The following is an 18,066-nucleotide window of genomic DNA, read 5'->3' as shown; positions in this document are numbered from 1 at the left end:
ACGAGGTGACCCGACCGCAGGATGCCCGAAGCGGGATCGAAGCGACGTACGGCCCGCTCCTCACACCCGCTCGGCCGGGTGGGTCGAGCGGGCGTCCTGTCCAGCTCTGGGCGCTGCTGCCGAGAGAACTGGCGACGGTCTTCCGCCCGGTGCTCGCCGACGTGGCCGGGGAGGTCGTCCGCGAGATCCAGCGGACCATCCCCGACTACGCGCGGCCACTGGACGGCGCGTTCGGGAAGTCACTCAAAACCGGCGTCCAGATGGCGTTCCTGCAGTTCCTCGACCGCATCGGGAACCCCGAGGCGCCGTCGGAGGATCGCCGGAACGTCTTTCTGAGCCTCGGCGTCGAGGAGTTCCACCAGGGCCGCAACGTCGACGTCCTCCAAGCCGCGTACCGAGTCGGGGCACGGGTGACCTGGCGCCGGGTGGCCGACGCCGGGCGGCGCGCGGGCGTCCCGTCGGCGACGCTGTGCCTGCTCGCGGAAGCCATCTTCGCCTACATCGACGAGCTTTCGGCACTATCCGTCGAGGGCCACGCGGAGGCACGCGAGAAGGCCGCCGGCGCGCTGGAACGTCGTCGTCACCGGCTGATGGAGCTACTGCTCGCCGAGCCTCCGTCACCACCCGAAGTGGTCAAGAACGCCGCAGACCTTGCCCGATGGCAGCTGCCGGACCTGCTTGTCGCCGTCGCACTCGACCAGCCGTCGGATGAGGTCCCGGCGGCCGCTTCGGCCGGGCTGGCCGACTTCGAGAGCGCCTCCCCCTGCCTGTTGCTGCCCGCTCCCGAAGCAGGCGAACGGGAACAGTTCGCCGAAAGCCTCGCCGGATGGCGAGCCGCGATCGGCCCCGCCGTCCCGCCCGCCTTCGCGGCCCGTTCCCGGCAAGCCGCGCGGGAAGCACTGCGGCTCGTCGAGGACGGCGTCCTCCCGGACGAGCCCGTGACGTGGTGTGTCGACCATCTTTCGCGGCTCTGGCTGCTCAAGGAACCGTTCCTCGCCGCCGAATTGGTGCGGGAACGGCTCGGGCCGCTGGCCGGGCTGACCGGGAAGCAGCAATCGCGGCTGGCGGGCACCCTGCTGGCGTGGCTGGAGACGTGCGGGAACGTCCGCGAGGTGGCGGAACGGCTCGCGGTGCACCCGCAGACCGTACGGTCGCGGGCGCAGGAACTGGAGGCGTTGTTCTCCGACGGACTGCGGGATCCTGAGCGGCGGTTCGAAATGATCCTCGCCCTGCGGTCAGCCCCCTCCTGACGGCGATCCAAGTACGTGAAGGACCCCTTCCTGTACCTAGGTCAGGGCCCCGGCAAAGTCGCGAGAGTGCGCGCAGGGGTCGCGAGTGGCAGTGGGGGTTATTGAGGGGTAAGTCAGCGGATAGGGCTACCCACTCGACGGGGTATTCGGACGCCATCCTGGTTCGAAGCCGCGCGGCGACAGCAACATGGCCTTTCGGCTGGGCTCGGGCTTGTCTATGAAGGAACTGGGACACTCGACGTCCCAATTCCTTCATAGACTCCGGCAGCGACCCGAAATCCCGGACACCGGTACAGGAAGGGGTCCTTCACGTACTGCTGGGGTCAGGCCGCGGCGAGCGCGGTGACCCGCCACCGCCCGTCGGAACGTTCGGCGGTCACACTCAACTGGGCGGCACCGCTGCTCCGCTGTCCGTCCCCGCGCACCCCGGTCTGGTCAAGGAACACCAGCAGCGACGCCCGATCGCCGTCGAGCATCTTGACCCCGGAGACCACCGGCGTGGAGGTGACGACAAGCTTCTGTTCCGCCGCAAGGGTCCGGACCTGCGCGAACAGCTGGTCGTACTGCCCCAGCGCGGATCCGGTCAGTACCGACTTCGCTGCCTGCTCGCTCTTGGCGGGATCGTCGTAGCGGTAGGAAAAGACCGTGCCGAGTGCCTTGCCGACCTGGTCGCTCACCTCAGCGGTGGTGGCGACGTCGGTCAGCGCGGTGTTCTGCGTCAGCACCGCCGCGGCGTCCCGCGCTTCGATCGCGAACCACCCCGCGAGGCCCGCCATCACCAGCGCGACCGCGCCGAACACCAGCGGCAAACGGCGCTTCGGCACAGGCACAGGCACTGGCACTGGCTCAACGACGTCAGGGAGGTCAGCAGGTGGTTCCAGCACACTCGTCCGCGTGCTCCCGCCCATTTTCCCGGCCACCTTCACCGTGCGCCGCGCTGGTTTGACGGCTCGTTTCGTGGGCATTCCGTCCTCCGTCAGGGCTTTCCGCTGTCGGTCACCGGGACCTGGCCGAGTGACGTGACCCGCCACCCGTCCGGCGTCCGGTTCAGGCCGGCGCGGAACCGGTTGTGCTTGGTCACGGCTTCGCCGCCGTCGGGCCGGACCTCGAGTTCGACAGCGGCGATCACTTCCGCCGTCCCGCCGCCACTGTCCACTTCGGTCACCGCGGCGTCGACGACCCGGCCGGTGGTGACGGTTTTCGCCTGCCCGATCCGGCCGAGGCCGCCTTCCCGGTCCCGCGCGAGTTCGTCGTGCAGCGCGCCACCGGAGAGGTTCAGCCAGTTCTGGTAACCCTGCTCGGCCTGCCGATAGTCCAAAGTGGTCAATGCGGCGACAGCCTGCCTGCCCGCTTGCAGGGCATCGTCGCGGACGGCTGCCCGCGCGACGCCGTCGTCATGACTCGCGTCCCACCAGCTGTAGCCGAACCAAGCGGCCAATGCCATGGCGAGCACCGCGAGGGCGCCTGTGAATCGGGTCATCGCCTTCACCTTCCCGGCACGTTCTGTGAGCCACGCACGTTCGTCGGATCACCCTTCGGCAGGGCACAGCGTGCGGCGGTGTTCAGCGGCCGCGGCGAGGTGTCGAGTCCGTCGCGGTAGCCGGTGCCATAGCCGGTGACGCAGGGCGGCGGATCGAAGAACGTCAGCGACAGCCCGACATGCGCGCCGTCCGGCCCCATGATCGCGTGGCCTGCCGCGACCGCCTTCGGGGCGGTGACCAGCAGTTGCTCGATGCCGTCCTGCCGGGATTCCAGTACATCCGCCGTGGTCAGCAGGTTCGCCAGCAGGATGCCGAGGCTCGGCCCGGATTCCCGCAGGAGCGTGCTCACTTCGTTCGCCGCCGCCGGGACGGCCGGGATCAGCCTGCGCAGGTCGCCGTCGGAGCTCTTCAGCGTCTCGGCGAGCAGTTTCGCGTTCGCGCCGAATGAGCGGATCGCTTCCGCCTGCCCGACTTGGGTGTCGAGCACGGTGTGCGCGTCGGTGACGAACCTGGTCAGCGGGCCGACATGCGCGCTGGCTTCTCGGACGAACTCGATTCCCCGGCCCACCAGCTGGTCCAGTGCCGGGCCCGCGTCGGACGTCGCGTTGTACAGCTCGTCGACCACGGTCCGCAGCGCGGGCTTCGGCACCGAGTTGGCGAAAGCGTCCACACTGGACAGGACGACGTCCACCGGCAGCGGGATCTTCGTATCCGGTTCGGTGATCACCGAACCGTCCCGCAACGTCGCCCCCTCGGCGCGACGCGGCCGCAGATCGACGTACTGCTCGCCGACGGCGGACCGGTTGGCGACGACGGCTTCGGTGTCCGCAGGCACCTGCGGTCCACCCGAATCGATGTCGAGGTCCACTTCCATCCCGGAAGCGGTCAGCCGCAATTCCCCGACGCGCCCGATCGGTACACCCCGGTAGGTGACCTCCGCGTTGCTGAAGATCCCGCCGCCGGTGGCGAACCGCGCCTTGACCGTGTACCCGCGATCCAGCACCAGCTTGTCCAGCCCCGCGTACGTCGCACCGACGTACGCGACACCGAGGACCGCGATGACCACGAAAGCCACCACCTGGACGCGGACGAGCTTGGTCAGCATCAGCGGCCACCACTGTTCTTGAAGGTCAGGAAGGTGTTCAGGTAGTCACCGCGGATGGCGTCCAGCGCGGCGTCGGGGAACGGGAAGGTGAAAATCATCTCCATCGCCTTCGGCAGTTTGTCCCCGGAATCGGCCAGCTTCCGCAGCAACGGTTCCAGCGACTTCAGATCCGCGACGAGATCGTCTTTGCTTCGGTTCACCGTGTCGACGGCGACCGTGGTGAGCCCGTCCAGGGATTTCAGCATCCCGACGAGCGCCTGACGCTGCTGGTTCAGCACCTCGATGCCGGGTGTGAGCCCGTTCAGCGTCGTCTTGATCTCCTCGGTGTTCGCGTTCAATGTCGCCGCGAGCTTGTTGACGCTCTCGATGGCGCGGGTGATCTCCGCCTTGTGCTCGTCGAGCCCGCGGACGAAGGTGTCCAAATTGGACAGCAGGCCGCGGGCCGCGCTTTCCTTGCCGCCGAGCGCGTCGTTGAGTTCGCGGGTGATGTTCTGCACCTGCGCGACGCCTCCACCATTGAGCAGCAGGGAAAGCGCGCCGAAGACCTCCTCGATCTCCGGGGTCAGCGATGAACGCGCCAGCGGGATGACCGCGCCGTCGGACAGTCGCCCGCTCGGGGTCGCGTCGTCCGGCGGGGCCAGTTCGACGAACTTCTCCCCGAGGATGCTCGCCTGCCGCAGCCGCGCGATCGCGTTGGCCGGCAGCTTCACGTCCCCGTTGAGCAGCAGCCCGACCACGGCACTGCGTCCGTCCGGGGCCAGCTCGACCGTCCGCACCTGGCCCACCGGGACGTCGTTGACCTTCACCCCGGACTGCGGCACGAGGTCCAGCACGTTCGTGAAGCTCGCCGTCACGTGGACCGGATGCTCCCCCAGCGCGGCACCGCCGGGCAGCGGGATGTCGTAGACGTCGACGCCGCCGCTGCCGCAACCAGTCGCGCCTAGAGTGAGGATCAGGACGGCGGCGCAGTTGAGCCGGGCGTTCATTTCGCCCCCGAGAACTCGGTGATGTTCCCGCGGCCGTCGAGTGTTCCCGCGCCCTGGTTGTACGCGCCGAGCACATTGGCGAGCGCGTTCGGCGCGGAGTCGAGTGCCTCGGCCAGTGACGCCTTCTGCTGGCTGAGCACCTTGGTGATCTCGGCCAGTTTGTCCACATCGGATTTGACCTTGCCCCGGTTGTCCTTGATGAACCCTTGCACGACGCCGATCGCCTCGGTGAGTTCGGTCATCGCGCCGGAGAACTGGTCGCGCTGGTCGGCGAGGATCTCGCTGATCGAGGAGATCTGCTGGATCGCCTGCTTCACCTGGCCGTCGTTCGAGGCGAGCATCGCGGTGAACTTGCTGATGTTGTCGACGGAGTTGAACAGATCGTCCTTGGAATCACTTGCCGTGCGGGCGAACTCGCCGAGGTTCTTGATCGCCTCGCCGAGTTTGCCGCCGTTGCCGTCGAGGTAGGTCGCCGCCCGGGTCAGTACGTCGCTGACCGCGCCGTTCTTGTTGGCGCCCTGCGGTCCCAGCGCGGTCATCAGCTGGTTGAGGCTGCCGAGGAGCTCGTCGACCTCGACCGGGGTCACCGTGCGTTCGCGCGGGATCTTCGCGTCGGCGCCCAGTTCCGGCCCGCCGAGGTACACCGGCGTGAGCTGAACGTACCGGTCGGCGACCAGGCTAGGCGTGATGACGACGGCGCCGACGTCGGCTGGCAGTTTCACGTCCGGCCGGACCGACATGGTCACCTCGACGTTCGTGCCACGTGGTTCGACCTTCGTTACCGAGCCGATCGGGACCCCGAGCACACGCACCTCGGTGTTCGGATAAACCCCGACAGTCGCGGTGAAAGACCCGGTCAGGACGCGGTCCGACACCTTGGTCAGCAGCGGCCAGGCCGCCGTCACGAGCAGTCCGGCGACCACGGCGAGCGCGAGCCGCCGTATCCATGCCCCGCGCCGGGCCTGCGTCCCGAGGTCGGACAGCGTGAAATGGCGCCCCATCATCGTCCCCCGTTCCTCGAAGGCATACAGCTGCCGGGTGTGTTTCCGGCCGGGACGAGCCCGCAGATATAGGTGTCGATCCAGCGGCCGTTGCCGACGGCGTTGCCGAGCAGCCGGTAGAACGGTCCGGCCAGCCGCAGGCTCTCGCCGAGTTTGTCCTGGTTGCGCTGCAGCACGGTGGCGACGCGGTCCAGCTGGTCGAGTGCGGGCCCGAGTGTCTTCTGGTTGTCCGCCACCAAGCCCTTGAGCTGCACCGAAAGGTTCTTCACCCCGCTGAACAGCTTCGCGATGGCGTCCTTGCGTGCGTTCAGCTCGGTCAGCAGCGTGTTGCCGTCGCGGATCAACGCCTCGATCTGCTGCGACCGGTCGCCGAGCGTCTGGGACACCTTGTTGGTGTTCGCGAACAGCTTCGCCAGTTCCTCGTCACGGGAGGCGAGTGTCTTGGACAGCGCGCTGATGCCGTCGAAGGCGGTCCGCACGTCTTGGGGTGCCGACGCGCCGAGCGTCTCCGACAGCGTCCCGAACGCCTTCGCGAGCTGGTCGGTGTCGATCGCGCCCACGGTGTTCGCGAGGTCGTTGAACACGGTGGTGACGTCGTAGGGCGAGCTCGTGCGTTCCACCGGGATCGGCTGGTCCGGGTCGAGGTCCGCGTTGCCGACCGGGTCGATGACCAGGTTCTTCTGCCCCAGCAACGTCTTGATCTTGATCGCGGCGGTGGTGCGGTTGCCGACCCAGGTGTCCTTGACACGGAACAGGACCTTGACCCGCCCGCCGTCCAGCAGGACGCCGGTGACCTCGCCGACCTTCACGCCGGCGACCCGGACCTCGTCGTTGGTCTTGAGGCCTGCCGCTTCGGTGAATTCCGCCGTGTAGGTGGTCCCGCCGCCGACCAGCGGGAGGTCGTCGGAGAAGAACACCGCCGAACCGGCAACGGCCATCAGCACCACCGTGACGGCGCCGACCGCGATGGGATTGCGGCTGCGGAAGGGTTTAATCCTTGGCGCTTTCACCGGCACCGTCCTTGGGTGAGCGGGATGCCGACCGGCGGGCCGCCAGGGGCGGGCGCCGCGTCCGATTTGACCGAGCACAAGTAGAAGTTGAACCACGAGCCGTACGAGACCATCGCACCCATGCGGTCCAGCTTCTTCGGGAGGTTCCCGATGAACTGCTCGAACACCGGCGTGTTGTCGGCCAGGTTCTTCGACAGGTCGCCGAGGGCGGTGATGCTGCCCTTCAGCGGCGCGCGGCCGTCTTGAAGCAGTCCCGCGGTGGCGGTGGTGAGTTCGCCGAGCCCGCCGATCGCCTGCCCGATGGGTTTCGCGTCCCCGGCGAGCCCGGAGACCAGTCGCGCGGTGACGTCGACGAGTTTGTCGAACTGGTCGCCCTGGGAGTTGAGCGTGTCGAGCACCGTGTTGAGGTTCCCGACCACCTGGCCGATCACGTCGTCCTTGCCCGCCAGCGTGTTCGTCAGCGACGCGGTGTGCTTGAGGAGGCTGTCGATGGTGCTCCCTTCCCCCTGCAGCACTTGCACGATCTCGAACGACAACTGGTTGACGTCGTTCGGGGACAGCGCCTGGAACAGTGGCTTGAACCCGTTGAACAACGCGGTGAGGTCCAGTGCCGGAGTCGTCCGCTCCGGCGGGATCAGCGCTCCCTCGGTCAGCACGGCGGGGCCGTCGGGGCCGGGGTCGATCGAGAGGTACCGCTGCCCGACCAGGTTGCGGTACCGGATGGTGACCGTGGCACCGGCGGTGAGACGGCGTTTGTTCTCGATCGAGAACTTCACGTCCGCCAGACGGCGATCGACCACGCCGATCGAGTCGACCTGCCCGATCCGGACGCCGGACATCCGGACCTCGTCGCCGGGGTTGACAGACGTCGCGTCGGTGAACCTCGCGGTGTAGCCGACCGTGGTGCCGACCCCGGAGTTCGCGATGGTGACGGCCAGGATCCCGGTGGCCACCGCGGTGATCGCGAAGAAGATCAGGCCCTTGATCGCCGGGCCCGCGACACTCCTCATCGGACGGTCACCTCCGTTCCGCGCAGGGCCGGGCCGGCGAGCACACTGCTCCAGTCCGGAACCTCGGCCGGTTTCATCCCGAGTGACGGCGCCAGGATCTCGGCGACCAGCCCTCGCTCCCCCGGCGAGTTCGCCGGGCCGAGGTCCCCGTCGGTGGCGAACGACACCGCCGCGGACGTCGTGCCCCCGCCGTAGCACCGGGGGCCGCCCTTCTGGTCGAAACGCGGATCGTCGCGGCCCGGAACGTATTTGTCCCGGGGGTCGTGTACGGACAACGTCACATGCAGTCCGGGTTCACCGGTCCCCTTGCCCAATGCCTTCTCCATCACCGGTTTGAGCCTGTTCACCGCGTCGAACAGGCACGGGAACTCCGGCGAGTACCGGGACAGCAGCTCCAGCGTCGGCCTGCTCTTGACGGTGACGCCGATGATGTTGTTCTTGTTCTCCACCAGGAACTTGTTCAGATCGCCGCTCGCGGTGGTGACGCTCGTGTACAGCTTGTCCAGGTCGGTACGAGTGTCCACAATGGTCTTCGCCGTGGTCGAAAGATCCGAGAGGGCCTTGAGGATGTCCGGCGCGGCGCCGGTGTAGAGGTCCGCGACGTCGGCGAGAGCGCTGATGTCGGCCTTGAACCGCGGCATCAGCGGGTTCACCTGGCCGAGCAGGTCGTCGAGCTGGACAATGCTGTCCCCCAAGGATTTCCCGCGATTGTCGAGGGCGAGCGAAATCGCGCCGAGCGAACTGTTGAGCTTCTGCGGCTGCACGGCGCGGAGCAACGGCAGCAGGTCGCCGAGCACACGTTCCAGCTCGATCGCGTTGGCCGAACGGTCTTGAGTGATGACGTCGCCGTCTTGGAGCGAGCCGCCTACGGGCCGGTCCGGGAGGACGAGGTTGACGTAGCGCTCGCCGAACACCGTTTTCGGCAGCAGCCGGGCCGAGACGTTGCGCGGCAGCTGATCGATCTTCGCCGGGTCGATGGCGAGGTCGATCTCGGCGCCGTCCGCGCTGCCGCGGACAGCCCTGACCTCGCCGAACGGAACCCCTCGGACCTTGACTTCGGCGGGCGGTGCCAGCTGGTTGCCCACGCGGTCGGTCTTGAGCGTGACCAGTTCGGCGCGGTCGAAGTCCTTGTCGTAGATCGCGACGGCGAGCCTGCCGAGCAGCACCAGGAAGACGAGGAAGAGCACGCCGGCCGCCTGCGTCCGTGCCCGCGTGGTCATCCGGACACCTTCACCGTCGTGGTCGCGCCCCAGATCGCCAGGCTGAGGAACAAGTCCAGCACGCTGATCAGCACGATCGACGTCCGCACCGCACGGCCGACCGCGACCCCGACACCCGCCGGGCCACCCGACGCGCGGTAGCCGTAGAAGCAATGCGTGAGAATGACGCCGACGCTGAACACCAGTACCTTGCCGAACGACCAAAGCACGTCTTCAGGCGGCAGGAACAGCGAGAAGTAGTGGTCGTAGGTACCGCCGGACTGTCCGAAGAAGACGACCGTGGTCACTCGCGAGCCGAGGTAGGAGATCAGCAGACCGATCACGTAGAGCGGGATGATCGCGATGAACCCGGCCACGATCCGCGTGGTGACGAGATACGGCATGCTGCGCACGGCCATCACTTCGAGCGCGTCGATCTCTTCGGAGATCCGCATCGCGCCCAGCTGCGCGGTGAACCCGGCGCCGACCGTCGCGGACAACGCGAGCCCGGCCGAAAGCGGGGCGATCTCGCGGGTGTTGAAGTACGCGGTGAGGAAGCCGGTCATCGCGGAGATGTTGATTTGATTCAGTGCGCTGAAACCCTGCAGCCCCACCGTGATCCCGGTGAACACGCAGAGGCCGACCATGACGCCGACGGTGCCGCCGATCACCGCGAGGGCGCCACTGCCGAAGGTCACTTCGGCGAGTAGCCGCACCACTTCACGGAAGTAGCGCGTGACGGCCATCGGGATGGCCGCGAGCGCGCGGACGTAGAACAGCAGCTGGTCACCCAGCTCGAAAAGGCTGTTTCCGGGGCGTTTGAACGCTTCGCGGGCCCGCTCGGGGACGCTGGTCACGGGATCAGGTTCCCTTCGCCGGGACGAGTTGCAGGTACAGCGCGGTCAGAATGGTGTTGACGAAGAACAGGAGCAGGAACGTGATCACCACCGACTGGTTGACGACGTCACCGACGCCTTTGGGGCCGCCCTTGGGGTTCAGCCCCCGGTAGGAGGCGACGACGCCGGCGAGGAAACCGAAGATGAACGCCTTGATCGAGCTGACCACGAGGTCGGGCAGCTGGGCGAGCGCGTTGAAGCTCGCCAGGTACGCACCCGGCGTCCCGCCCTGCACGATGACGTTGAAGAAGTAGCCGCCGAGCACGCCGACGACACTGACCAAACCGTTCAGCAGTACCGAAACCCCGATGGCGGCCAGCACTCTCGGCACGATGAGGCGGTGGATCGGCGAGACGCCGAGCACCTCCATCGCGTCGATCTCCTCGCGGATCGAGCGGGCACCGAGGTCGGCGCAGATCGCCGAGCCACCCGCGCCGGAGATGATCAGCGTCGTCACGATCGGGCTCGCCTGCTGCACGACGGCCAGCACACTGGCGGCGCCGTTGAACTGCTGCGCGCCGATCTGGCTGGTGAGCGAGCCGAGCTGCAAGGAGATGACCGCGCCGAACGGGATCGAGACCAGGATCGCGGGCATGATCGAAACGCTGGCGATGAACCAGAACTGCTGGACGAACTCGCGGACCTGCACCGGACGGCGGAAGATCCCGAGGATGACGTCGAGGCCCATGGCGCACATGCGGCCGAATTCACGCAGCGCGGCGGCGATCTTTTCCGGGGCGCGCGCGAGGAGTGCGACGGGGTTCGACATGGTCAGCTCCCACATCCCTTGGGGGGCGGACCCGAACCGACACAGCGCAGCTTGAGATTGGTCACCAGTGTGTTGCCCGGCCCGGAAACCAGGCCGGTGAGCAACGGGCTCAGGTCCTCACGAACACCGCAGCCGGTGAACCCCGGCGTCGAGAACGTGCTGGTCGTCCTGACCGACGGTGCGGGGAAACCCAGCGGTATCAATGCTTTGATGTTCACCACGGCCGATTGCGCCGTCCGGCAGTCCGGGCCGACGTCGAGCGTCCTGCCGTCCACCTTGACGTTCGACAGCTTGATGAACACCTTCGACGTGACGTCGGAATCCCCGCACAGGTTGGTGCCCACGGCCTTGCAGTTGGTTGTGGGACCGGTCTTCACCTCGACGGTCCCGGTGGCGTCGCCGTCCGGGATCAGTTCGACCGTGCCGGTGGCGGGCATGAACCGGAAGGACACGAAATAACTCGACGTCACCGGGATGGCGAGCTTGCCGGTGATCGGCACCTTGCCCGAGAGACCCTGCAGCGCGCCGTCGAACCGGCCCTGCGGGAACGTGATGTCGGAACCGAGTTTGGCGACCCGGCTCGTGGTCGGCTGCTGTTCGTCGCCGACGTAGAAACCGAACGGCAGCCCGGCGGCGATCAACTGTTCCGGGACGGCCTCTGCCTGCGGTGCCGGCGCGGGTTCGGCGGAGGCGGAAGCCAGTGAAAGCGCCCCCAGCCCCAGCATCACCGGGAGCAGGAAAGCGCGCGGAACGCGCCCGGTCAGCACTGACATTCGGGCTTCCTCACTTCGAGTTCTCCGGCCGAACGGCCAACTTGTGCAGCACGCTACTGGCGGAAGATCAGGGAAACAAGCGATGCGGGAATTCGGGGGGCCGCCACGAGAAAGGTTGTAATGGGGGTAACTGTTTTGGTGGTGGGTTCGTGAGTGGTCATGACGGTTATCGAGGGGTGCCACGTCAGGCCGGTCAGGGTGGGGGGTCGTGAGTGATAAGTGTCGTTAGAACGACCCTTATCACTCACGACTGCGAGTAGCGCGGTAATGGTGACCCCCGTCCATGAAGGAATCAGGACACTCAACGTCCCGATTCCTTCATGGACGCGCCTGGCGACGGCATCGGACCGGGGTACCTCGGCCACCACCACGCCACCCTTGCCTTACCCCTCGACAGAACCCGAATCGCCACTCACGACCCCGGTGACCCTCACTTCTTGGTGAGGTTCACTTCCAGGCTGTTGCCGTCGCCGGAAACCATCGCACTGATCATCGGGGTCAGCAGGCCACAGCCGCGGAACTGCGGCAGTTTGTACTCAGCGGTCAGCTTGCCGCCCTTCAACGGGTTGAAGCCGTACGCCGAAACCAGCGGGATGTCCGCGGGCTTGGCCGTCTGGCACGACGAGCTCGCCAGGATCGGGAACCCGAAGAGCCGCACCGCGAGCAGCTTGACGTCGACCTTCGTGTCCGCCTTGACCGCGCCGGCGGTGACGGTACCCGTCACGTCCCCGACCTGGTTGATCTTTACCGTCGCGGAGGCCGGGAAGAAGCCGAGGAAACGGAACTGCACACTCGACGGCGGCAGCGAAAGCTGACCGGTGAACTTGCCCGACTGCGCGTTCAGCTTCGCGGAGAACTCGCCGGGACCGAGCGGCAGCCTGGCGTTCAGGCCCGCGATGGTGGTCTTGCCCTTGACGCCGTAGACGATCTGCGTGTCACCCGGCGGCTGTGTCGTGGTCGTCCCGGTCGGCGTCGTCGGTGTCGTCGGCATGGTGGTTGGGCTCGTCGGCTGCGTGGTCGGGGTCGGCTCGGTCGTCGGAGTCGGTTCCGTGGTGGGTGTCGGCTGCGTGGTCGGTGTCGGTTCGGTGGTCGGGCTGGGCTGCGTTGTGGGTGTCGGTTCCGTGGTCGGAGTCGGTTTCGTGGTCGGGGTCGGCTCCGTCGTGGGCGTCGGCTGCGTGGTCGGGGTCGGTTCGGTGGTCGGGGTGGGCTCGGTGGTCGGCGTCGGCTGAGTCGTCGGAGTCGGCTCCGTCGTCGGGGTCGGCTGCGTCGTGGGCGTCGGCTCTGTGGTGGGAGTCGGTTCCGCGGTCGTCGTGGTGGGGGTCGTCGTCGGCGTGGTCGGCGTCGTCGTACCACCACCGGCGGGCTTGATCTCGAAGGTCCCCAGCAGCTGGTTCTGTCCAGGTTGGACGACGCAGTCCGAAGTGAAGGTGCCGAGGTCGGTCGGCTGACCCTGCGCGTTCTTCGGCGTCATGGTGGTACTGAAGTTTCCGACCGTCACCGACGCGGTACCGGCACTGGGGAACGTGACGGCGGGAGCCTTGCCACTCGTCTTGACGTGGAAATCGCCGGACTCCGGCACCGGCGTGACCGGGATCGCCAGCGGCAGGCCGAGGTTCAGCGTCTTGTCGACCGGGTACTTCAGCACCGCGGCTGCTTTCGCGCTGCCCTCGACCGTGGTCGCGCCGACCAGCGAGAGTCCCGCGGTCGCGTCCGCCGGGACGGTGACGTCGACGTCGAACGTGATCGGGGTGGACGTCTTCCCGGCCACGGCGTCGTCCGGCAGGACGGTGTCGATCTTCACGACCAGGGTCTGGTCGCCGATCAACGGGAACGGGCAGGTGTACTTCAGCGTCAGCGACGCGGGTGCCGCCTCGCTCAGACCCGCGCCGACGATGCCAAGGGTGGCCGCGACGGCGGCCACCGTACCGGCGGCCAAGGCCTGTACGGATCTTTTCGACTTCAATGGGAACTTCACAACGGTCACTCCCGGGGAATCGGGGAAATTACGTGACAAGACCGAAACTGCCACGTCACGGAAGCGGTAAATTACCTGTGCCCAACACCACCGGCAAGGATCTCGAATGCCGCCCCGTTTCTTTGTCATCCGGATGAGGCCGGAGTTCGAACAGACTGGCATCGGCGCCCGCCGGAACCCGCTTTTGTCACTTACCTCATCGATTCGCGGCACGGAACTGTCACGCGACTCTTCTTGTGACGCCCATGCCATACGCGAGGGCCGGAATTGTCACGCGCGTCCGCGGTCCGCACGCGTTCATTGCGGCCGTGCCGAATACCTCGGTAGGTTCGGCGGACCGAACCCGAGGAGTGGCGATGGAGCAGGCCGCCATCGAGGTGACCGGCCTCGCCAAGCACTACGGTGAGGTGACGGCGCTCGCCGGCATCGATCTTCGCGTCGGCCGCGGCACCGTGCTCGCGGTGCTCGGCCACAACGGCGCCGGGAAGACGACGCTGATCGACATCCTCAGCACCCGCGTCAAACCGAGTGGCGGCAGTGCCAAAGTGTGCGGTTTCGACGTCGTCCGCGCCGGGCACCACGTCCGAAAGCGGATCGGGGTCACCGGGCAGTTCGCCGCCGTCGACGACGCGCTCTCGGGCCGGGGAAATCTCGAACTCGTCGCGCGGTTGCTGGGCGCGAATCGGCGTCAGGCCAGAGCGCGTGCCGCCGAACTGCTCGCGATGTTCGGGCTCGACGACTCGGCGGACCGTCCCGCGCAGACGTATTCCGGCGGGATGCGGCGACGGCTCGATCTGGCGGCGGGGCTCGTCGGCTCCCCCGAGGTCCTTTTCCTGGACGAACCGACCACCGGCCTCGACCCGCTCAGCCGCGCGGGACTCTGGGACGGCGTCGAGCGGCTCGCCGCCAGGGGCACCACCGTCGTGCTCACCACGCAGTATCTCGAGGAGGCCGACCGGCTGGCGGATCACGTCATCGTGCTGGGGCTGGGCCAGGTCACCGTTTCCGGGCGGCCGTCGGAACTGAAGGCCCGGCTCGGGGAACGGACCGCGACCCTGACCTTCGGCACCGAACTCGCCAGCCACCGGGCACTGGCCGCCCTGCATCGGCTCGGCATGAGCTGCACGACGTCGGCCTCCGGGCTGGTGATCGGCGTCCCGCTTTCCGGGCCCTCCGACATCACAGTGCTGGTTCGCGCGCTCGACGCGGCGGGCGCGCCGATGCGAGACCTCACCGTCGCCGAGCCCACCCTCGACGACGTCTACCTTTCCCTGCACCGGAATCCGGCGGCCCTGTCATGACCGAAGCACGACACCGCGCGCCGTCGCCGGTGTTACTGACCGATCCGGCGGCCTGGCGGCCGAGCACGTTCGCCACCCAGGTCCGGGTGCTCGCCGGACGTTCGCTGAAGACCGCGTTCGGCGACCGGCGGCTGGTGTTCTTCGGGCTCCTGCAACCGATCGTGCTGCTCCTGCTGTTCAGCCAGGTCTTCAACGGCGTCAGCACGCTGCCCGGGGTCGCGGCCTACCAGGGTTACGTGAACTTTTTGGTCCCGGCCACGCTGGTGAACATCGCGATGACCACGGCCATGAGTTCCGGCGCCGGCCTGCTCGCGGAGATCTACAGTGGCTTCACCGGACGGCTGCGGTGCCTGCCGATCAGCCTGTCCGCCGTCCTGGTGGCCCGCACCATCTCCGACTCCGCCCGGCTCGCCGTGCAGTTGCTGGTGACGGCGTTCACGAGTGTGATCCTGCTCGGTTTCCGGCCGACCGGCGGTGTTTTCGGGATCACCGCGGCACTTCTGCTGACACTCGTCGTCGGCTGGTGCCTGAGCTGGATCTTCGTCGCCATCACGACCTGGCTGCGTAAGGCCGAAACCCTGCAGATGGCGTCCTTTGTGGTCATGTTCCCGCTGATGTTCTCCTCCAGCGCCTACATGCCGCTCGACACCATGCCCGCGTGGCTGCGGGTGGTCTCGGCGATCAACCCGCTCACCTACGCGATCGACGCGACGAGGGCGCTCGCACTGGGCCGCCCGTCGGGCTGGTCGATCCCGGTTTCGCTCGGAATCGCGGCGGCCGCCGCGTCGGCGGGTGGATGGATCGCGGCGAGGACGTTCCGGTCACCCCGGGAGCACGCCCCAAGGTGACCCTGACCGGCCCGTTCGCCGGGTTCGCCGCCAGCACGAAGACGTGACTCGCGTGCTTGAGCACGTAACTCGCGTGCTTGAAGGCGTAACTCGCGTGCTCAGAGACGGATCTCGGTGTTACGCCTTCAAGCACGCAAGTTACGCCTTCAAGCACGCGAGATCGGCCCTTAAGCACGCGAGTTACGCCTTCAAGCACGCGAGTTCCGGGTCTGAGTCCCGTTCGAGAATGGTCCTCACGAGTGCCGCAGGGACTCCACGTGGTCCGCGGCGGCCACGACTCCCCCGGCCGCCGCGAACGAAGCCCGCACCCGCGCGGCCGCCGCGGCGTAGGCGGGCTCGGTCAGGACGTCCGTGATCGTGCGGCGGATGTCCGGCGCCTTGACGCGGTCGAAGCGCAACCGCAGTCCCGCACCGGCGGCCTCCACCTGCTGAGCCAGCATCGACTGGTCGTCCCGGATCGGGGCGATCACCAGCGGCAGCCCGGACGCCAGGGTTTCGCTGACGGTGTTGTGCCCGCCGTGGCAGACCACCATGGCCGCCTGCCGCACCACTTCGGCCTGCGGAATCCGCTTGGCCAGCAGTACTTTCTCACTGCACAACCCGCCGGCCGGGTCGATGACCAGCCCTTGCACGTGAGGCATCCCGTCGAGGGCGTCGACGCATTCGGCCAGGAAGCGGCGGCCGAGGGCGGCGTTGGCGGTGCCGAGGGTGACGAGCACGAGCGGGCGGCCGTCGAGCCGGTGCCACGGGAAGCCCACCGGTGGCGCGGGCGCCAATGCCGGTCCGACGAACCGGACGGTGCCGGGGTCGGCGATCCGTCCGGTCAGCGTCACGGTGGTGAAGGCGAGTACGAGGTCCGGCGAGAACCGCAGGTCGCCGCAGGACACCTTGTGCCGCTCCCGGAGATCGCGCTGCAAACCGCCGACCCAGGCGGCGATCTTCGGCAGGGCACCCAGCGGGTCGCCGAGTTCGGTCGACGTCGACGCCGAAGTCACCCAGGGCAGGCCACGGCGGCTCGCCACCAGAGCACCCGCGAAGGCCTGCTGGTCGGCGATCACGACGTCGGGCCGGAACGCGTCGGCCGCCTTCTCGACCCCGGGCACCATCGCGTCGGCCAGCGGCACCAGATACTGCTCCCACAGGAACTTCAGCGCCGCGAAGCCCCGCAAACCCTCGGGACGCCGCTCGACGGCGAACTCCAGCGCGTCTCCGGCCGCGTACACGCGTCCGGCCCGGGTCAGCTCGGAGGTCGTGGGCTCCGGTCCGCACCAGGCGACGTCGTGACCGCGCGCGACCAGTTCGGCGGCCACCGCGCGCAAGGGCGCCACATGTCCGGTCAGCGGCGGGACGACCAGCAGGAACCGGCTCATCCGCGTGGCCTTCCGTGCCGGGTGATCCAGTTCAGCAGCAGCTCCCGGACCTCCCGGTGCTGCTCGACGAGCACCGAGTGACCCTGGCCCTCGAATACGTGCAACTCGCCGCGAGGCAACAGGGACGTCAACGCGTTCAGATCGTCGGCCTGGTACCCGTGACTGCCCAAAATGGACAGTACGGGGCAGCCGATCCCCGCCACCTGATCGAGCGTCAGCAACGGGCCGAGCGGGACCTCCTCGGCCATCGACGTCGCCATGATCCGCTCGGCCGCCATCCTCGCGAGCCGCCGGTGATGAGCGCTGTAGTTGGCCTCGATCCAGTCGAAACTCTCCTCGACCTTGAGGAACCGCACGGTGTGTTCGAGAATCTGCGCCATCTTGTCCGCCCACAGCTCGGTCGCGGGTTCGGATTCGATGCACACGATGCTGCGCACCCTCTCCGGTTTCGCCACGGCGTAGCTGTAGGCGAGTGTGCCGCCGAAACTGTTGCCCACCAGATGCACCGGCCGGTCCAGGTCGAGCTGGGACAGCAGGTCGTCGAGGTCGGCGACGAAATCCGCGATCGTGTACCCGCGTTCGGGGCGTTCGGTCTTGCCGTGCCCGCGCAGGTCGTAGCTGATCACGTCGATGCCGGCGGCGGCGACCGGCGGGGCCAGCGTGAGGTAGAAACTCGCCAGGCTGTCGGTACCCATACCGTGCAGGAACACCACGGTTTCGGTACCCCCACCGGGTACAAGCTGCACGTTCGTGCGCAGCCCGTTGACGGTCATCGTCGGCACCGTGTCAGCCCCGTTCGCCGAGGCGCGCGGCCACGTAGTCGGCGATGTCGCCGACCCGCAACCCGATCACGTCGTCGAGATCCTTCTCCGCCAGGAACTCCGCGAGATTGACGTCGGCGCCGAAGAACTCGGCGAGGATGCTCGCGAAGGTCACCAGGTCGATGCTCTCCAGCTGGAGGTCTTCGTGGAAGGTGGTCTCCGGGCTGATTTCGATGCCGAGGACGTCGGTGTCCCCGACCAGCTCTCTGAGGAGATCGGCCACGGTGCCGAAGACGGAGACCGGGCTGTGCTGTTCGATGGTCATGCTCTG

The 18,066-nt window shown here is 67.7% G+C and carries 18 protein-coding genes; 3 read left to right on the top strand and 15 right to left on the bottom strand.

Annotation, left to right across the window (positions count from 1 at the left end; all coding sequences use genetic code 11):
• Positions 1 to 5: 5 nt before the first annotated feature.
• The gene (locus AB0M65_RS17765) at positions 6 to 1,250 is read left to right on the top strand and encodes a helix-turn-helix domain-containing protein (RefSeq protein ID WP_364028447.1); all 1,245 of its coding nucleotides are present in this window, start codon (positions 6 to 8) and stop codon (positions 1,248 to 1,250) included.
• A 323-nt stretch (positions 1,251 to 1,573) separates the two neighbouring features.
• Here the strand turns inward: AB0M65_RS17765 and AB0M65_RS17760 are convergent, their stop codons facing one another.
• From AB0M65_RS17760 to AB0M65_RS17705, 12 genes are all read right to left on the bottom strand, one after another.
• Positions 1,574 to 2,074: a hypothetical protein gene (locus AB0M65_RS17760; protein ID WP_364028445.1), complete on the bottom strand. Its 501-nt coding sequence runs from the start codon at positions 2,072 to 2,074 to the stop codon at positions 1,574 to 1,576.
• A 152-nt stretch (positions 2,075 to 2,226) separates the two neighbouring features.
• Entirely contained in the window at positions 2,227 to 2,730 is a 504-nt protein-coding gene (locus AB0M65_RS17755; protein WP_364028443.1) for a hypothetical protein, read from the bottom strand.
• 5 nt (positions 2,731 to 2,735) lie between these two features.
• Entirely contained in the window at positions 2,736 to 3,836 is a 1,101-nt protein-coding gene (locus tag AB0M65_RS17750; protein ID WP_364028441.1) for an MlaD family protein, read from the bottom strand.
• The gene (locus tag AB0M65_RS17745; RefSeq protein WP_364028439.1) at positions 3,836 to 4,822 is read right to left on the bottom strand and encodes an MCE family protein; all 987 of its coding nucleotides are present in this window, start codon (positions 4,820 to 4,822) and stop codon (positions 3,836 to 3,838) included. The genes AB0M65_RS17750 and AB0M65_RS17745 overlap by 1 nt, the downstream gene beginning before the upstream one ends.
• Complete coding sequence (locus AB0M65_RS17740) at positions 4,819 to 5,823, bottom strand: MCE family protein (protein WP_364028469.1); 1,005 nt, start codon at positions 5,821 to 5,823, stop codon at positions 4,819 to 4,821. The genes AB0M65_RS17745 and AB0M65_RS17740 overlap by 4 nt, the downstream gene beginning before the upstream one ends.
• Complete coding sequence (locus tag AB0M65_RS17735; protein WP_364028437.1) at positions 5,823 to 6,839, bottom strand: MCE family protein; 1,017 nt, start codon at positions 6,837 to 6,839, stop codon at positions 5,823 to 5,825. Before AB0M65_RS17735 ends, AB0M65_RS17740 begins: the two co-directional genes overlap by 1 nt.
• Entirely contained in the window at positions 6,830 to 7,843 is a 1,014-nt protein-coding gene (locus AB0M65_RS17730; RefSeq protein WP_364028435.1) for an MlaD family protein, read from the bottom strand. Before AB0M65_RS17730 ends, AB0M65_RS17735 begins: the two co-directional genes overlap by 10 nt.
• The gene (locus tag AB0M65_RS17725) at positions 7,840 to 9,063 is read right to left on the bottom strand and encodes an MCE family protein (protein ID WP_364028434.1); all 1,224 of its coding nucleotides are present in this window, start codon (positions 9,061 to 9,063) and stop codon (positions 7,840 to 7,842) included. Before AB0M65_RS17725 ends, AB0M65_RS17730 begins: the two co-directional genes overlap by 4 nt.
• Positions 9,060 to 9,899, bottom strand: coding sequence for an ABC transporter permease (locus AB0M65_RS17720; RefSeq protein ID WP_181772909.1), 840 nt, complete (start codon positions 9,897 to 9,899; stop codon positions 9,060 to 9,062). The genes AB0M65_RS17725 and AB0M65_RS17720 overlap by 4 nt, the downstream gene beginning before the upstream one ends.
• A gap of 4 nt (positions 9,900 to 9,903) precedes the next feature.
• Entirely contained in the window at positions 9,904 to 10,707 is an 804-nt protein-coding gene (locus AB0M65_RS17715; RefSeq protein ID WP_364028431.1) for an ABC transporter permease, read from the bottom strand.
• Positions 10,708 to 10,709: 2 nt separating this feature from the next.
• Entirely contained in the window at positions 10,710 to 11,480 is a 771-nt protein-coding gene (locus AB0M65_RS17710) for a hypothetical protein (protein WP_364028429.1), read from the bottom strand.
• A 430-nt stretch (positions 11,481 to 11,910) separates the two neighbouring features.
• Positions 11,911 to 13,455, bottom strand: coding sequence for a DUF6801 domain-containing protein (locus tag AB0M65_RS17705; protein ID WP_364028427.1), 1,545 nt, complete (start codon positions 13,453 to 13,455; stop codon positions 11,911 to 11,913).
• 356 nt (positions 13,456 to 13,811) lie between these two features.
• Between AB0M65_RS17705 and AB0M65_RS17700 the strand changes: the two genes are divergently transcribed.
• Entirely contained in the window at positions 13,812 to 14,756 is a 945-nt protein-coding gene (locus AB0M65_RS17700) for an ATP-binding cassette domain-containing protein (protein ID WP_364028425.1), read from the top strand.
• On the top strand, positions 14,753 to 15,604 hold the full coding sequence (locus AB0M65_RS17695; protein WP_364028423.1) for an ABC transporter permease: 852 nt from the start codon (positions 14,753 to 14,755) through the stop codon (positions 15,602 to 15,604). The genes AB0M65_RS17700 and AB0M65_RS17695 overlap by 4 nt, the downstream gene beginning before the upstream one ends.
• Positions 15,605 to 15,837: 233 nt before the next feature.
• Here the strand turns inward: AB0M65_RS17695 and AB0M65_RS17690 are convergent, their stop codons facing one another.
• The 3 genes from AB0M65_RS17690 to AB0M65_RS17680 are packed head-to-tail and all read right to left on the bottom strand — an operon-like array spanning position 15,838 to position 18,060.
• Positions 15,838 to 16,974, bottom strand: coding sequence for a glycosyltransferase (locus tag AB0M65_RS17690; protein WP_364028421.1), 1,137 nt, complete (start codon positions 16,972 to 16,974; stop codon positions 15,838 to 15,840).
• On the bottom strand, positions 16,971 to 17,756 hold the full coding sequence (locus AB0M65_RS17685; RefSeq protein ID WP_364028419.1) for an alpha/beta hydrolase: 786 nt from the start codon (positions 17,754 to 17,756) through the stop codon (positions 16,971 to 16,973). Before AB0M65_RS17685 ends, AB0M65_RS17690 begins: the two co-directional genes overlap by 4 nt.
• Before the next feature lie 4 nt (positions 17,757 to 17,760).
• Positions 17,761 to 18,060: a phosphopantetheine-binding protein gene (locus AB0M65_RS17680; protein WP_364028417.1), complete on the bottom strand. Its 300-nt coding sequence runs from the start codon at positions 18,058 to 18,060 to the stop codon at positions 17,761 to 17,763.
• Positions 18,061 to 18,066 lie beyond the last annotated feature (6 nt).

The organism is Amycolatopsis sp. NPDC051071 (genome assembly GCF_040682875.1).
GTDB lineage: Bacteria > Actinomycetota > Actinomycetes > Mycobacteriales > Pseudonocardiaceae > Amycolatopsis.
Note: the sequence above shows the minus strand (reverse complement) of the source record. Positions and strands in the feature narration are given on the sequence as shown.

What these genes read in the sequence shown, in the direction of transcription:
- AB0M65_RS17755 (WP_364028443.1), bottom strand. Translation starts at nt 2,730, where the DNA reads ATGACCCGATTCACAGGCGCCCTCGCGGTGCTCGCCATGGCATTGGCC.
- AB0M65_RS17750 (WP_364028441.1), bottom strand. Translation starts at nt 3,836, where the DNA reads ATGCTGACCAAGCTCGTCCGCGTCCAGGTGGTGGCTTTCGTGGTCATC.
- AB0M65_RS17745 (WP_364028439.1), bottom strand. Translation starts at nt 4,822, where the DNA reads ATGAACGCCCGGCTCAACTGCGCCGCCGTCCTGATCCTCACTCTAGGC.
- AB0M65_RS17740 (WP_364028469.1), bottom strand. Translation starts at nt 5,823, where the DNA reads ATGGGGCGCCATTTCACGCTGTCCGACCTCGGGACGCAGGCCCGGCGC.
- AB0M65_RS17730 (WP_364028435.1), bottom strand. Translation starts at nt 7,843, where the DNA reads ATGAGGAGTGTCGCGGGCCCGGCGATCAAGGGCCTGATCTTCTTCGCG.
- AB0M65_RS17725 (WP_364028434.1), bottom strand. Translation starts at nt 9,063, where the DNA reads ATGACCACGCGGGCACGGACGCAGGCGGCCGGCGTGCTCTTCCTCGTC.
- AB0M65_RS17715 (WP_364028431.1), bottom strand. Translation starts at nt 10,707, where the DNA reads ATGTCGAACCCCGTCGCACTCCTCGCGCGCGCCCCGGAAAAGATCGCC.
- AB0M65_RS17710 (WP_364028429.1), bottom strand. Translation starts at nt 11,480, where the DNA reads ATGTCAGTGCTGACCGGGCGCGTTCCGCGCGCTTTCCTGCTCCCGGTG.
- AB0M65_RS17700 (WP_364028425.1), top strand. Translation starts at nt 13,812, where the DNA reads ATGGAGCAGGCCGCCATCGAGGTGACCGGCCTCGCCAAGCACTACGGT.
- AB0M65_RS17695 (WP_364028423.1), top strand. Translation starts at nt 14,753, where the DNA reads ATGACCGAAGCACGACACCGCGCGCCGTCGCCGGTGTTACTGACCGAT.
- AB0M65_RS17690 (WP_364028421.1), bottom strand. Translation starts at nt 16,974, where the DNA reads ATGAGCCGGTTCCTGCTGGTCGTCCCGCCGCTGACCGGACATGTGGCG.
- AB0M65_RS17680 (WP_364028417.1), bottom strand. Translation starts at nt 18,060, where the DNA reads ATGACCATCGAACAGCACAGCCCGGTCTCCGTCTTCGGCACCGTGGCC.